Source organism: Bradyrhizobium sp. 164 (genome assembly GCF_023073715.1).
Classification (GTDB): Bacteria; Pseudomonadota; Alphaproteobacteria; order Rhizobiales; family Xanthobacteraceae; genus Bradyrhizobium.
The window spans coordinates 143661-159298 of record NZ_JADPKA010000046.1 but is presented as its reverse complement, the minus strand read 5'-3'; the positions used below and the strand labels follow the sequence as shown (position 1 = coordinate 159298).

Here is a 15638-nt window from a genome sequence, read left to right as displayed (position 1 = left end):
CTCATCGGTCAGGGGTGGCGCTCTCCCGAACGATTGTCATCGCCGGTGCCGGCATCGGTGGCCTGACGGCCGCGCTGACGCTCGCGGCCTGCGGCTTCCGCATCGTCGTGCTGGAAAAAGCCGAGCGCCTCGAGGAAGCCGGCGCCGGTCTGCAACTCTCCCCCAATGCCAGCCGCGTGCTGGTCGAGCTCGGCCTGACCGAACGCCTCAAGCTGGGCGCCGTGACCCCGGAGGCGGTCTCGATCATGAGCGCGCGGGCCGGCGGCGAGCTGCTGCGCATGCCGCTTGGCGAGGCAGCCTCCGCGCGCGCCGGCGCTCCCTATTGGGTGGTGCACCGCGCCGATCTGCAATCGGCGCTCGCCGGCGCGGTGTCCGACCATCCTGATATCGACCTGAAGCTGGGCGCAACCTTCGAGGACGTCGCGCCTCACACCAAGGGGCTGACGGTGGTCCATCGCAGCGGCACGATCCGCCGCAGCGATCTTGCGAGCGCATTGATCGGCGCCGACGGCATCTGGTCGACGGTCCGCCAGCATCTGTTTCCCGACGTGCAGCCGCGCTTTTCAGGCCTGATCGCCTGGCGCGGCACGCTCGATGCGACGCAACTGCCGAAGGACTACACCGCGCGCCGGGTGCAGCTCTGGATGGGCCCGAACGCCCATCTCGTGGCCTATCCGATCGCGGGCGGACGCCAGATCAACGTGGTCGCGGTGCTGCCGGGCACGTGGAACAGGCCGGGCTGGAGCACGCCCGGCGATCCTCCCGAGGTCATGGAGGCTTTCGCCGCACCGCGCTGGCCGCCACCGGCGCGGATGATGCTCGCCGCGGTCGAAGCCTGGCGAAAATGGGCGCTGTTCGGCGTGCCTGACGGCTGCCCCTGGAGCAAGGGTCCCGTCGGGCTGCTCGGCGATGCCGTGCATGCGATGCTGCCGTTCGCAGCGCAGGGCGCCGGCATGGCGATCGAGGATGCCGCCGTGCTCGCCCGGCATTTGAGCGTCGAGGCGGCCGAGAGCACCGCCGGCATCACAGCCGCGCTGACGCAATATGGCCGCGCGCGCCAAGCGCGCGTGCGGCGGGTGCAGCGGACCGCGCGACAGCAGGGCCGCATCTATCATTTCAGCGGGCCGCTCGCGATCGCGCGCGATCTTGCGATCCGCGCACTCGGACCGGACCGCATGCTGGCGCGGCAGGACTGGATCTACAACTGGCGGCCCTGAAGCGAGGCACCGCCGGCGCGGTGCCTCAGCGGATCGCTTTTCCGGATTTCGACGCCGGCTTGGCAGCGGATGACGGTGACGTGGCGGGCGGTGTCGGCTCGGGCGGTGTGTCCCGGCACCTGTTGCGGCGCCAGGCCTCGTCGGCAAGTTGGGCCTGGCCCCGCACCGCGATGTAGTCGTTGCGATAGGCAAGCTCGGACACGACCGCGCCGCCAGCGCCGGTCTCCGCCTTGTCCATCAGCCTCTGCAAATCGGCCGTGCGGTTGGCGAGCGCCTTGCGCTCGGTCTCGAGCTGCTTGCAGTCGTACAACTCGTATTTGCCGGGATCGGCGAAGGCCGGCGCGACCGTCTCGCTCATGCCGGCGCAGCCGGACAGCGCGACGCCGGCCGCAAGCGGCGCGAGGAGCGCGCCGAAGCCGCGCAGGAGACAGGAAAACGAAGCAGCCATGTCGGATAAATAGCCCCCGTGGATTGAGAATGCCTAAAGCAACAACAGATGTCCGGATTGAGGCTTTGCCTTGTGCGCCCGGCTCGCTTAAGGAAGGACCGACCATCCGGCCGGCAAGACGCCAATTCCAGACGGCCGGGAGTGGCCTTAAGTGATTGATCTCGTTGGATCAAGCGGGCATGGCGGAATTGGTAGACGCAAGGGACTTAAAATCCCTCGGCGCGCAAGCGCTGTGCCGGTTCGACCCCGGCTGCCCGCACCATCGGTGCTGATGACGCTCGCCTGCGTGCAGATCCGCAAAGCAGGCAACCGAACCGGCTGGAGCGCGGCGGCAAAGCGCCCTTGTTCTGACGCACTGCGGACGCGGCGACGTTGCTCATGGTTGCGCGCCTTCCGTCTCAAGGCGCTTCGGCTCGGCGCGAAAATCGAGCAGCAGGATCCAGAAGCATGACAGGGAAACGACGAGAAGGGCGAAAGTGCCCTCGATCATCGCTCCCAAAAGCGACATCAGCGCCGGAACGAGGAGTCCGATCGAGAGACATGCGGCAAGCGCCAGGGCCGGAAGATCGACGATGAGGATGGCAGCATAGAGCGCAAGCTCGAAGAAGGCATATTCCTTGAGACGCGGCGAGCTGAGATAGAGCGCAAACATGGCGAGCATCGTGACGCGCATGGCCGCGCGGGGATGATCCATCAACCAGCGATCCAGCCGCTTCAGAACCGATGCCCCTTCCCGCGCAGGTTGGCTTACGGCCACGCGGAAGATGGACAAAGCGAACGGCACGAGCACGAGCGCTAACGCGGCGCACGCATATGTCGCGAATATGACCGGCTTGCTTTCACCGAGGCCGGCATGATCCATGAGGTTTCGCGCTAGCAGCAGCAGCGACGGATTGATCTCGAAGAGATCGACGACGTGTTGGTCGGGGATTTCTCGGGCCATCGCAAGCCGCCAGCTTGCGAACAGATCGGGATATTCCAGCCCCGATATCAGGATCGGCAATGCGAAGCTGAATGTCGCCACCGCGATCAGCGCCAGCTTGCGGCCGCACGGCAGAGGCAGGAAGTAAAGCGCGGCCAGAACGGGAAAGAACACCAACTTGAACGACATCACGAAACCGAGCAACGCAGCGCCCGCGACGCGGAGCAAAGAGTTGCGGCCCTCCAACGCTCCGGAGGATGGCGGAGGAAGCAGGAGCCTCAGCGCGATCGCGGTCAGCAGTCCGCTCAGGATCGCGAAGTTGCCCGAGGCCTGCACCCATTCGAAACCGACGAACGCGCCGAGCGCGCACAGCACCTTGAGCGCAGCATCGCGCGCGCTCGGGCCCCTTCGGCCGAGCCTGGGTAAGAGGAGGCCGCAGAGCACGGCGAGGACGAGAAAGATTCCTCTGTAGTGATCGAGCAGAAAGCCGCCCGCGCACAGGGGGCGAAAGACGTCCAGCGTCACCGGCAGATAGGGGTAGGAGAGCTTGGTGCCCTTCAGGTTCTTGACGAAATAAGGATCGAGTCCGCCGACATACGCGTCGACCGCAGCGCAATTCACGCGAATGTCCCAACCATAGCCATATTTCAAATCGAGCCTGGCGTCGTTAGCGAGATTGCCGAGCACCAGCAGCGTCGTCAGCGCGATCAGGCCGGCAAGCCAGACGTTGCGCCTCGTGGCCATGTTGGCCGTGGGCTCCAACCATCGTGCTGCACCTGACATCTGGGACATCGGCGGATACCTTGTTTGGCTTGTTTCTCTCGGCGCCGCTGCGGCGCGTCATCATCTCAGCCGCACTCTGGGCAGGATGCGTTTCGGTTTTATCCTGCCAGAGGGACAGGCCACGCCGGACGCCAATCTTTAGGACGGGATGGTGAATCACTGGTTTTCCGGCCGGCGTGAGATTGCGCGATCCGCGGGATCCAGCGGCAGGGAACACTGGTCTCTCACCAATTCTTGTCCGCTCCGGCTGCGCCTGACAGCTATCCCGAAACGGGGGTTGTGCAACGCAACATCGGACTAAATAAAGCTCTCAATTTCAGAGGTGAGCTTCTTGTCCGACGTCAATGCCGATGATTGGGTGTCCTCCGGGCACCGTCCCATGGGTTTTCCCGAATTCGTCATCGTGATCGCGTCCATCATGGCGCTGAATCCGCTTGCGATGGACATGATGCTGCCGGCGCTGCCCAACATCGGCGCCGCCTTCCAGATTCCTATCGCCAACCATCTTCAACTGGTGCTGTCGACCTTCCTGGTCGGCTTCGGCGCGGGCCAGTTCGTCATGGGCCCGTTGTCGGACCGTTTCGGCCGCCGCCCCGTGCTGCTCGGCGGCATGGCGGTCTATGCGGTGGCGAGCGTGCTGGCAGTGGCAGCACCCTCGTTCGAGACGTTGCTGCTGGCGCGCGCGCTGCAAGGGCTCGGCACCTCGGCGACGCGCGTGATCGCGACCTCGATCGTGCGCGACTGCTACGTCGGCCGCCGCATGGCGAGCGTGATGTCGCTCGCGATGATGGTATTCATCGCGGTGCCCGTGGTCGCCCCCTCGTTCGGACAGGCGGTGCTGCTGGTGACGGCCTGGCGCGGCATTTTCGTCGTGCTGATGCTCTACGGCCTGCTCGCGCTCGCATGGTGCGTGCTGCGGCTGCCTGAAACCCTTCCCGAGTCCGAGCGCAGATCGCTGGCGCCCGCCGACGTGCTCTCGGCGTTCCGCCAGACCGTGACGAATCGCCAGACCATTGGCTACGCCACGGCGGCCGGCAGCGTCATCGGCGCCCTGTTTGCCTACGTCTTCTGCGCCCAACAGGTCTTCTCCGGCATCTATCACCTCGGCCATTACTTCCCGCTCGCCTTCGCGGCGATTGCGGCTGGCACCGCCATCGCCGGCTTCCTCAATGCGAGGCTGGTCGGTCGGCTCGGCATGCGCGTGATCTCGCACGGGGCACTCATGCTCTACACCGCGGTCGCGGGCGTGATGCTGCTCACCGAAAGCCTCGGCGTGCTGCCGCTATCCTTGTTCATGGCGCTCTCCGCCCTGATGATGTTCTCGTTCGGCATGATGATCGCCAACTTCACCGCGCTCGCGATGGAGCCGCAGGGCCACATCGCCGGCACCGCGTCCTCGCTCTACGGCTCGATCACGACACTGATCGGAATCGCGGTCGGCATGGCGATCGGACAGAGCTTCGACGGCACGCTGCTGCCGTTCTCGGTCGGCTTCTTCCTGTCGACCCTTGCGGCGCTTGCGATCGTGCTGGTGGTGGAGAAGGGGCGGCTGTTCAAGCCGCATCATCGCCCTGCCATCTGAGGAACTTCCCGCTCCCCTCGATGTTGTACCGCAGCAATTCGAGAGGATGACGAGATGGGACTGAAACACCGCGAAGACCGCGAGCCGGACAGCAGGAGCAGGAGCGTTCAGAGCCGGCCGCTGAGCGGACCACGTCCACGACGCCTTTGGCGAGCGAAGGGCTCGAACAGTTGCGCGACAGTCACTGCTGATCACGAAGTCTGGTCGGTCGCCGCCTGCTGGCGCTGAAATCATCCGCAGCGGCCTCGTGCGCCGGCCCGCTTCCCCGCGGGGGCACCATCAGCACGACCACGTGCCACGCCAGACCGCGCCGGCCCCACAAATTGGCCTGTACCGTGAACTCGCGTCGGACGACGTGTTCGGCTTTCGAGGACGCCCATTCCATCCAGCGGCCGCAATAGTCCTGGCCGCGGAAACACGCCGCGGCCCAGCCTCGGTCGGGCGTCGTCTTGCGCTGCAAGCCCGAACCGTATTCAGACTCGAACGGTCGTGCATAATACGGATGATCGGGGCTGTAGAACGCCGTCGCAAAGGCCAGCGAATCATCACCACTCACGGCGCTGAGCGGCGTACCGGTCAGCTCGCGCCACTCGCGCGTCAATTCGCTAGCCAGCTGCGCGTAGAAATTCCTGCCTTCTTCGTAGCCGTGATCGTTACGATAGACGGCATGGATCGGCGCGGCGACCAGGACGGCGGCGAGCGCGACGCCAGCCACGATCACGGTGAGATTGACGGTGTAGAAGCGCTCGATCGGATAGCGCGCGCCGCAGACCACGAGAACGGCGAACAGGAACAGCCCCTGCAAGGCCCACAGCGAGGGCAGATCGGTGCCCATCATGAGGGATGTCATTATCGGCAGCGCGATCGTGCCTATGGCAACGTGGAACAGAAGTCGCAGTCCCGGACCCATTGCGGCGAAGTCGGCCGGAAACTGCTTCAATCGCGTGCCGGCGATGAATACCCACGTCACAGCCGACACGATCATCGCCGCCGCCAGCCCGAGCAGGAAGTTCCTGGCTTCGCCGAGCGAGCTTAGGACATTGCCGTTAGCGTGCGCCAACGCATAGCTGAAAGTCGGCGCCCCCGTCGTCGCCAGCCAATAAACGTGTGGTGATAGCGCCGCCAGGCCGACGACCACCGATATCCAGGGCGAAGCGGAGGTAAAATAGGCGCGCCGCGCCGGGTGCGCCAGCGCGGCAAACGCGAAGCTCGCGACGAGAAAGATCGAATAATACTTGCCGACCATTGCCAGCGCTGTCGTGCATCCTAGCGCGACCGCCCACGATACTGCGCGCGTCTCGAACGCACGCAGGAAGCACCAGGTCGCCAGCGGCCAGACCGCGAGCAGCACGGCATTGGCATTGAAGCGCTGAGCATGGAACTGATAGGCCGGCGTCAGCATCAGGAGCAGCAGCACCAGGACGCGCTTGTGTCCGGTCACGAATTGCCGTGCGATCCGGTCGACGAAGTACAGTGCAAGCCCGGCATTGGCCATTGCCATCAATTGCAGCGACCAGTCGCTGAGCGGGAACACGGAAGTCCAGCCAGCGGCAATCCAGCCCATCAAGGGCGGATGCTTGTGATAGCCCCAGGCGAAATGCCGCCCCAGCGTGCAGGCCTCGAGCGTATCAGGGTGCAGACCGCCTCCGGCATAGGCGATCGCCAGATAGAGCGTCCAGATCGCAACGAAGCAGGCGATGAGAAGCGGCACGGCCCAACCCGCCTCGACGCCATCCAGCCAACGCAGGAACGGTCGCCGCCAACGCGCCGGCGCGCGATCGGACCGTTCGGCCCTCGCCTGGAATGCAAAATCGATCGGCACAGGAACTAAATTCGAGAGGAAAAGTGATGCGTGAGGACAAGGACATCTATTTCAGGATTGAAACAAATAGCAATGATTGGAAGTCAGAAGGGTTAAGAGCTCCACCGGTTTCAAACTGACGCGAGGCTGACAAACGACAACGGCGCCGCTCATGACAGCGGCGCCGCAGGATCATCGAGCCAATGGCGCGAGGATACGTCTTCCGCTCACTCCGACTTGTCGACGTTCCAGAACAGCGGCGTCGCCGGGCCGTCGAGCACGCCGGTCAGCGATTTGCGCCAGCCGCTCGGCAGGAGATACTGCCCCAGCGGGATGTAGATCACCTGTTCATAGGCTTCCTTCTGGATGTCCGCGGCGATCTTCTTCTGCTCGTCGATCGAGGACGCGCGGACGAAGGCATCCTTGAGCTGCTCGATCTTGGCGTCTTCCGCCCAGCCGAACCAGCCGCCCTTCTTGCCCTGGCCGCCGATCGAGAGATTGGCAATCGGGTTGGAGACGTCGGCCGCGACCCAGTTGGTGAAGAACATGTTCCAGCCACCCTCCTTCGGGGGCTTCTGGCTGGCGCGGCGGCTTACCACCGTCTGCCAATCGGTCGCTTGCAGATCGACCTTGAAGCCGGCCTCGCGCAGTAGCTGGGCCGCAACGATAGGCTGCGCCTTGAGCGTCGTGACATCGCCTGGGGCCATGATCACGACCGGGGTGCCGTCATAGCCGGACTCGGCGAGCGCCTTCTTGGCCTCCGCCATGCCGTTGCCCTTCACCAGGGTCTCGGCGCCCACCTCGGTTGCGAGCGGCGTATCGCACACGAAGAAGGCACCACAGATCTTCTGATATTTCGGGTTTCCGACCAGCGCGTCGAGCACGTCCTTCTGGTTTATCGCCAGGAAGGCTGCGCGGCGTATTTTGACGTTGTCGAACGGCGGATGCAGGAAGTTCATGCGGCCGAGCGTCTGAAAACCGAACTTGTTCGAGACCTCGATCGTGAGCTCCTTGTTCGCCTCCAGTATCGGCAGCATGTCGTAGGGCAGATTCTCCATGAAATCGATGTCGCCCGATTGCAGCGCGTTCACCGCAGTCTGCGAGTCCGGCATGGTGATCCATTCGACGCGGTCGACCTTCACCACCTTGCCGCCCGAGGTCCAACTCGCCGGCTCCTTGCGCGGCACGTAATCGGTGTTCTTGACGTAGACCGCCTTCACGCCCGGCTGGAATTCCGACTGCACGAACTTGAAGGGACCCGAGCCGATCTGCTCCGGGATCTGCTTGTCCGGCGGTGTCTCGGCGAGGCGCTTCGGCATCATGAAGGCGACGCGCGAAGAGGGTTTTCCGATGGAGTCCAGCACGAGGCCGTACGGCTCCTTCAGCTTCAACGTGATGGTCTTGGCGTCGGTCGCCTCGATGCTCGCGGTGAAATCCATGAGCTTCTGGCCCATGCCGTCGACCGCGGCCCAACGCTTCAGCGAGGCGACGCAGTCTTCCGCCGTCACAGGCGCGCCGTCATGCCACTTCAGGCCGTCGCGCAGCGTAAAGGTGTAAGTGAGCTTGTCATCGGAAATCTTCCAATCCGCCATCTGCGGCTGGATCTTGAAGTTTGAATCGGTGGCGACCAGCGTGTCGTAGACCATGTAGCCATGGTCCCGCGTGATGTACGCGGTGGTGAAGATCGGATCGATGATGCGCAGATCCGAATGCATCACCGCCGTAAGAGTCTTGCCGGCGGCAAGCACGGGCGAGGCCAAGCCGACCGAAAGCGCGACCACCGACAGCGCAAGTTTGGAGGCGAACGCGCGAGGCCCCCGGCGCATGAAGTTGAACATGGAAAGTTTCTCCTGACGTGAAACTGTTCAAAGGCAGATTATTGATTGAGCATCCGGTTCGTTCTTTGGGCGAACTAACCTCATGCAATGCCTTTATCTTTCGAGACTTGCAGACAGTGCCGAGCGCGTCAATCCGGTTTCGGTGCAAGCCGTCGCGGCGTGTGCAAGGGCTCCAAAAAGATCGGTTTGGCTTTACAACGCTCTCGGCCCGTCCTCCCCTGCGCCAATGCAATGCGCGTTCCAGCTTTGAAGCTTGAGAGACATTGAGATGAACCCAGCCAATCTTCCCTTCGATTCCGAGGCGATGCTCCAGGGCCTGCGCGGCTGGGTGGAATGCGAGAGTCCGACCTGGGACGCAGGCGCCGTGAACCGCATGCTCGATATCGCAGCGCGGGATATGGCGATCATGGGTGCGACGATCGAGCGCATCGCCGGCCGCCAGGGTTTTGGCGGCGTGATCCGCGCGCGCTTCCCCCATCCAAAGCAGGGCGGGCCGGGCATCCTGATCGCCGGGCACATGGATACCGTGCACCCGGTCGGCACCATCGAGAAGCTGAAATGGCGGCGCGAGGGCAACAAGTGCTACGGCCCCGGCATCTACGACATGAAGGGCGGCAATTATCTCTCGCTGGAGGCGATCCGGCAGCTGGCGCGCGCCGCCTTCACTACGCCGCTGCCGATCACCGTGCTGTTCACGCCGGATGAGGAAGTCGGCACGCCCGCCACCCGCGACATCATCGAGGCGGAGGCCGCGCGCAACAAATACGTGCTGGTGCCCGAGCCTGGCCGCGCCGACAATGGCGTCACCACCGGACGATACGCCATCGCGCGTTTCAATCTCGAGGCGACGGGCCGCCCGAGCCACGCCGGCGCGACGCTGTCGGCGGGACGCTCGGCGATCCGTGAGATGGCCCGGCAGATCCTCGCGATCGACGCGATGACCACGGACGACTGCACCTTCTCGGTCGGCGTCGTGCATGGCGGCCAATGGGTCAATTGCGTTGCCACGACGGCCACAGGCGAAGCGCTCTCGATGGCCAAGCGCCAGGCCGATCTCGACCGCGGCGTCGAGAGGATGCTGGCGCTGTCGGGCACAACCAATGATGTCACCTTCAAGGTCACCCGTGGCGTAACGCGGCCGGTGTGGGAACCGGACGCCGGCACCATGGCGCTGTATGAAAAAGCCCGCGGCATCGCCAAGTCGCTCGGCGCCGAGCTGCCGCATGCGAGTGCCGGCGGCGGCTCCGACGGCAATTTCACCGGCGCAATGGGAATCCCGACGCTCGACGGCCTGGGCGTGCGCGGCGGTAACGGCCACACGCTCGAAGAGTATATCGAGGTCGAAAGCCTGGTCGAACGCGGCCGGCTGATGGCGGGGCTGCTGGCAACGCTGGAGTGACTGTCTGAGTCCGTCATTCCGGGGCGGTCCGAAGGACCGAGCCCGGAATCTCGAGATTCCGGGTTCGCGTCTTCGACGCGCCCCGGAATGACGACGGGCAAAGAGAGCACGCCACGACAGGCCGCCCTGTAAAAGCTGTGGCCCGGATGGCACGGGAATTGCTGAAATGTTAGGCTAATGGCAGGCTTGCCGAAGGCCCTGCCCGATTTGACTCTAATCTGACGGATCCAACTTGCTCGGATATCTCGTTCGCCGAATCTTCGCCGCCGTGCCCGTAATGGGCGTCGTCGCGCTGTTCGTCTTCCTGCTGCTCCGCCTCACCCCCGGCGATCCCGCCGCGATTCTTGCCGGCGACAACGCGACGCCGGAACGGCTGGAGCGCATCCGCGCCTCGCTCGGCCTCAACGAGCCCCTGATCGTGCAGTTCGTCACCTGGGTGAACAAGCTGCTGCACGGCGATCTCGGGACGTCGCTGATTTCCAACCTGCCGGTGATGAAGATGATCGGCCAGCGTGTCGAGCCGTCGATCTCGATCGCGCTGTCGACCATCATCCTCGCCGTCGTCGTCGCCGTGCCCCTGGGCGTAATCGCGGCGTGGAAGCATGGCACCTGGATCGACCGTTTCGTGATGGGCCTGTCCGTGCTGGGCTTCTCCGTCCCGGTGTTCGTCGTCGGCTATGTCCTGATCGAAATCTTCGCGATCAATCTGCGCTGGGTCCCGGTGCAGGGCTTCAAGAGCATCTCGAGTGGTTTTGGGCCCTTCTTCGAACGCATCATCTTGCCGACCTGCGCGCTCTCCTTCATCTACATCGCGCTGATCGCGCGCATGACGCGTGCGGCGATGCTCGACGTGCTCGGCGAAGATTATGTCCGCACGGCGCGCGCCAAGGGCATCAACGAGGTCGCGGTGATGATGCGGCATGCGCTGCGCAACGCGGCCGTGCCCGTGATCACCGTGATCGGCACCGGCTTTGCGCTGCTGATCTCCGGCGTCGTCGTCACCGAGAGCGTGTTCAACATTCCCGGCATCGGCCGCCTCACCGTGGATGCGGTGCTGGCGCGCGACTATCCGGTGATCCAGGCGATGATCCTGCTGACGTCGCTGATCTATGTCGTCGTCAATCTCCTGATCGACGTCGCCTATACGCTGCTCGATCCCCGGATTCGGTACTGAGGCAAGGGTAACAACAATAATGTCGGTCGATAGCCTTCCCCAGTCATCCATTCCGATCACGTCGCCGCTGCGGCCGCGCTTCGGATTTCTCACCTCGACGCCAATCATCGCGACGGCCACGGTCTTGCTCGGGCTGGTCGTGGTGATCTCGATTCTCGCGCCGCTGATCGCGCCGCATGATCCGATCCAGCTTGCGCCGTCGCAGCGGCTGAAGCCGTCGTCGGCGCAGTTCCTGCTCGGCACCGACGCCTACGGCCGCGACCTGCTGTCGCGTGTCATCTATGGCGGCCGCATCTCACTCCTGATCGGCATCGGTTCGGCGATTCTCTCGGTCGCCATTGGGCTTGCAATCGGTCTCGTGTCCGGCTTCTTCAAGCTGGTCGATGCCGTGATGATGCGGATCATGGACGGCCTGATGGCGATGCCGAGCATCCTGCTCGCGATCGCCGTGGTGTCACTCTCTGGCGCCAGCCTCTGGACCGTGCTGATCGCGATCACCATTCCGGAAATCCCGCGCGTGGCGCGCCTGGTGCGCTCGGTGGTGCTGTCGGCGCGCGAGGAGCCCTACGTCGAGGCAGCGATTTCGGTCGGCTCCAGCCTGCCGAAGATCATGTGGCGGCATCTGATGCCGAACACGATTGCACCGCTGATCGTCCAGGGCACCTATGTTTGCGCCTCCGCGATCCTGACCGAGGCCATCCTCTCCTTCCTGGGCGCCGGCATTTCGCCGGAGACGCCGACCTGGGGCAACATCATGGCCGAGGGCCGCCAGTACTTCCAGCTCAAGCCGTCGCTGATCTTCTGGCCGGGCCTGCTGCTCTCGATCGCCATTCTCAGCATCAATTTGATCGGCGATGCCGCCCGCGACGCCCTCGATCCGCGCATGAAGCAGCGGGAGGGGAAGTGAAACAGGTAATAGTGTCATTCCGGGGCGCGCCTCTTGGCGCGAACCCGGAATCCATTTCACCGCTTGGACTGACGCCCGGTGGATTCCGGGTTCGCGCTGCGCGCGCCCCGGAATGACGAAAGACCCTGCATGACCAGCACCATCCTCGACATCAACAACCTCGTCGTCTCCATCGGCAAGAAGCCGGGTGGGCCGAAGATCATCGACGGCATCTCGATCCAGGTACGCGAGCGCGAGACGCTGTGCCTCGTCGGCGAAAGCGGCTCGGGCAAGTCGGTGACCTCCCTCACCACGATGGGCCTGTTGCCGAAGGGCACGCTGGTGCCGACCGGCGGCAGCATCAAGCTGGTCGGCGAGGAGCTGCTGACCGCGACCGACCGCCGCCTGCGCCAGCTCCGCGCGACGCAGATGGCGATGATCTTCCAGGAGCCGATGACCGCGCTCAATCCGGTGGTGCCGGTCGGCCGCCAGATCGACGAGGTGCTGCGCGCCCATACCGATCTTGACGCCAAAGCGCGCAAGAAGCGCATCCTCGACATGATGGAGCAGGTCCGCCTGCCCCAGGTCGAGCGCATCTTCGCCTCTTACCCGCACCGCCTCTCCGGCGGCCAGCGCCAGCGCATCATGATCGCAATGGCGCTCGTGCTCGAGCCGAAGCTGCTGATCGCGGACGAGCCCACCACCGCGCTCGACGTCACCACGCAGAAGCAGATTTTGACCCTGATCCGCGACCTCCAGCGCGATCACGGCACCGCCGTGCTGTTCATCACTCACGATATGGGCGTGGTGGCCGAGATCGCCGACCGGGTCGCGGTGATGCGGCAGGGCCGCCTCGTCGAGACCGGCGCGCTCGATACCGTGCTGCGCAATCCCACCATGGAATACACCCGCAATTTGCTCGCCGCAGTGCCGAGCTTGGTGCCGCGCGCGGCGCGGGACGAGACCAAGGAGCCGGTGGTGCTGGAAGCCAACGAGCTCAGCAAGGTCTATAAGGAGCGCGCCTTCTTCGGCAAAGGCCGTGAGGTCGTCGCCGCCGACAAGGTGACGCTGACACTGCGCAAGGGCCGTACGCTCGGCATCGTCGGTGAGAGCGGTTCCGGCAAGTCGACGGTCGCGCGCTGCATCGTCCGCTTGATCGATCCGACCTCCGGCGGCGTGCGCCTCGCCGGCCGCGAGATTGCCGATATCTCGCGCCGCCTGCTCCAGCCGCACCGGCAAAAGATTCAGATCGTGTTCCAGGATCCCTATCGCTCGCTCAATCCGCGCGTCACCGTCGGCGAGAGCATCGCCGAAGGCCCGATCAACTACGGCGTCTCGCACACCGAGGCGATGAAGCGGGCGCGCGATCTGCTCGAGTTGGTCGGCCTGCCGGTCGATGCGGTGTCGCGCTATCCGCACCAGTTCTCCGGCGGACAGCGCCAGCGCATCGCCATTGCCCGGGCGCTCGCGCTCGATCCCGATGTGCTGGTCGCGGACGAAGCGGTCTCCGCGCTCGACGTCTCCGTGCAGGCGCAAGTGCTGGAGCTGCTCGACGAGATCCAGAAGCGGCTCGGCATCGCGATCCTGTTCATCACCCATGATTTGCGCGTCGCCGCGCAAATCTGCGACGAGGTCGTGGTGATGCAGCACGGCCGCGTCGTCGAACAGGGCCCCGCCGCCGAAGTGCTGACGCATCCGAAGGAGGCCTACACCAAGGCACTGCTGGATGCGGCTCCGGGGCGAGGCTGGGACTTTGCGAACTTCCGGCCGGTGTCGGAGGGCGTGGCGGCGAGCGCCTGACGTCGTTCTGGCGAAAGCCAGAACCCATTACGGGAGACGTTTGGCGAGGCTCATCACTCGGGACTACAGCGCACACGACAGATGGACCTCGCGGTGGCTCCTGGTCTTCGCCAGGACGACTCCGCGGTGTGGCAGATGGCTCCTCTCACACCCCACCGCATCCGCAGCATTCCCAAAACGATCTGACCCCATGCATGGCGCGATTGCTTCCCACCTTGCTCTTGCAGCAAGGCCAAGGCTAACTTCGCGCACTCTTGATCGATTGGACTGGATCGAATGACACGTATCGCCGTCGGCGGCTTCCTGCACGAGACCAACACCTTCGCGCCGACGAAGGCGACGTTCGCGGACTTCCAGCATGGCGGCGGCTGGCCGGCGATGACGCAGGGCGCCGACGTGTTGAAGGTGATGCGGCGCATCAATGTCGGTCTCGCGGGCTTCGTCGACGGCGCTGAAATGAACGATTGGGAACTCATCCCAACGATCGCCTGCGGTGCGAGCCCGTCGGCGCATGTCACCAAAGATGCTTTCGAGCGCATCGTGAAGGTGATGATCGACGGCATCGCAGCCGCCGGTCCGCTCGATGCCGTCTATCTCGACCTGCACGGCGCGATGGTGGCCGAGCACCTCGACGATGGCGAAGGCGAGATCCTGGCGCGCGTGCGCCGGATCATCGGCAAAGATATTCCGCTGGTCGCGAGCCTCGACCTGCACGCCAACGTCACGCCCGAGATGATCGAGCATGCCGACGCGCTGATCGCCTACCGCACCTATCCGCATGTCGACATGGCCGCAACCGGCCGCGCCTGTGCGCGCCATCTCGCACTGCTCCTGAAGTCCAGGCAACGCTTCGCAAAGGCGTTCCGGCAATTGCCATTCCTGATCCCGATCAGCTGGCAGTGCACGAGCGACCAGCCGACCAAAAGCATCTACGAGAAGCTCGCCGCGCTGGAGGGTGACGCGGTTCCGACGCTGTCCTTCGCGCCCGGCTTCCCCGCCGCCGATTTCCGCGATTGCGGGCCGAGCGTGTTCGCCTATGGCAAGACGCAAGCGGACGCCGACCGCGCGGCCGATGCGCTTCTCAAGCTGATCGAAAGCCACGAGGACGACTTCGACGGCAAGATCTGGTCGCCCGACGACGGCGTGCGCCATGCGATGGAGCTTTCCAAGGGTGCGAGCAAGCCGATCGTCATCGCCGACACCCAGGACAATCCCGGCGCGGGCGGCGATTCCGATACCACCGGTATGCTGCGCGCACTGGTGCGCAACAAGGCAAGTGCCGCGACGGGGGTGATCTACGATCCGGAATCGGCCAGAGCCGCGCATGCAGCCGGCGTCGGGGCCGCCGTCACGCTGTCGCTCGGCGGCAAGTCCGGCATTCCGGGCGACGAGCCCTATCGCGAGACCTTCGTGGTCGAAAAACTCTCCGACGGCCGCTTCATCGCGTCCGGCCCTTATTATGGCGGCCGCGAGATGGAGATGGGCCCCTCCGCAGCCTTGCGCATCGGCGACGTCCGCGTCGTCGTCTCCTCGCACAAGGCGCAGCTCGCCGATCAGGCAATGTACCGCTATGTCGGCATCGAGCCGACGCGAGAGAAGATTTTGGTCAACAAGAGCTCGGTGCACTTCCGCGCCGATTTCGAGCCGATCGCGGAAAAGCTGCTGATTTGCGCCGCACCGGGCGCGATGCCGGCCGACACCGCCTGCCTGCCCTGGACGCGCCTGCGGCCGGGCATCCGCATCAAGCCGAACGGACCCGCCTTCACCCCTTCCTCACGCTAACCGGAC

Annotated in this window: 11 protein-coding genes and 1 tRNA gene; 8 read left to right on the top strand and 4 right to left on the bottom strand. The window is 64.6% G+C overall.

The features are described from left to right. The first annotated feature begins 14 nt into the window (after window positions 1-14). Window positions 15-1217 (top strand): FAD-dependent monooxygenase, encoded by a 1203-nt coding sequence (locus tag IVB01_RS16965; protein ID WP_247280075.1) that lies wholly within the window; start codon window positions 15-17, stop codon window positions 1215-1217. Window positions 1218-1242: 25 nt separating this feature from the next. On the opposite strand, the gene IVB01_RS16960 is transcribed toward IVB01_RS16965, so the two are convergent. Continuing rightward, on the bottom strand, window positions 1243-1665 hold the full coding sequence (locus IVB01_RS16960) for a twin-arginine translocation pathway signal (RefSeq protein WP_247280076.1): 423 nt from the start codon (window positions 1663-1665) through the stop codon (window positions 1243-1245). 173 nt (window positions 1666-1838) lie between these two features. Between IVB01_RS16960 and IVB01_RS16955 the strand changes: the two genes are divergently transcribed. Then, a tRNA-Leu gene (locus IVB01_RS16955) sits at window positions 1839-1927 on the top strand. 114 nt (window positions 1928-2041) lie between these two features. Here IVB01_RS16955 and IVB01_RS16950 read toward each other — a convergent pair. Next, on the bottom strand, window positions 2042-3331 hold the full coding sequence (locus IVB01_RS16950; protein WP_247280077.1) for a hypothetical protein: 1290 nt from the start codon (window positions 3329-3331) through the stop codon (window positions 2042-2044). Between the two features lie 370 nt (window positions 3332-3701). On the opposite strand from IVB01_RS16950, the gene IVB01_RS16945 reads away from it, so the two are divergent. Beyond that, entirely contained in the window at window positions 3702-4952 is a 1251-nt protein-coding gene (locus IVB01_RS16945) for a multidrug effflux MFS transporter (RefSeq protein ID WP_247280078.1), read from the top strand. A 181-nt stretch (window positions 4953-5133) separates the two neighbouring features. On the opposite strand, the gene IVB01_RS16940 is transcribed toward IVB01_RS16945, so the two are convergent. Continuing rightward, window positions 5134-6774 (bottom strand): glycosyltransferase family 39 protein, encoded by a 1641-nt coding sequence (locus IVB01_RS16940; RefSeq protein WP_247280080.1) that lies wholly within the window; start codon window positions 6772-6774, stop codon window positions 5134-5136. 206 nt (window positions 6775-6980) lie between these two features. Continuing rightward, window positions 6981-8591 carry an ABC transporter substrate-binding protein gene (locus IVB01_RS16935; RefSeq protein ID WP_247280081.1) on the bottom strand — a complete coding sequence of 537 codons (1611 nt, stop codon included), beginning with the start codon at window positions 8589-8591 and terminating at the stop codon, window positions 6981-6983. 268 nt (window positions 8592-8859) lie between these two features. On the opposite strand from IVB01_RS16935, the gene IVB01_RS16930 reads away from it, so the two are divergent. From IVB01_RS16930 to IVB01_RS16910, 5 genes are all read left to right on the top strand, one after another. Beyond that, window positions 8860-9990: a M20/M25/M40 family metallo-hydrolase gene (locus IVB01_RS16930; RefSeq protein WP_247280082.1), complete on the top strand. Its 1131-nt coding sequence runs from the start codon at window positions 8860-8862 to the stop codon at window positions 9988-9990. 232 nt (window positions 9991-10222) lie between these two features. Further along, a complete protein-coding gene (locus tag IVB01_RS16925) occupies window positions 10223-11164 on the top strand; it encodes an ABC transporter permease (RefSeq protein WP_247280083.1) in 942 nt (313 codons plus the stop codon). A 19-nt stretch (window positions 11165-11183) separates the two neighbouring features. Further along, window positions 11184-12071 carry an ABC transporter permease gene (locus IVB01_RS16920; protein ID WP_247280084.1) on the top strand — a complete coding sequence of 296 codons (888 nt, stop codon included), beginning with the start codon at window positions 11184-11186 and terminating at the stop codon, window positions 12069-12071. A 129-nt stretch (window positions 12072-12200) separates the two neighbouring features. Beyond that, the gene (locus IVB01_RS16915; RefSeq protein ID WP_247280085.1) at window positions 12201-13850 is read left to right on the top strand and encodes an ABC transporter ATP-binding protein; all 1650 of its coding nucleotides are present in this window, start codon (window positions 12201-12203) and stop codon (window positions 13848-13850) included. A gap of 276 nt (window positions 13851-14126) precedes the next feature. Continuing rightward, window positions 14127-15632 (top strand): M81 family metallopeptidase, encoded by a 1506-nt coding sequence (locus IVB01_RS16910; RefSeq protein ID WP_247420734.1) that lies wholly within the window; start codon window positions 14127-14129, stop codon window positions 15630-15632. The last annotated feature ends 6 nt before the right edge of the window (window positions 15633-15638 follow it).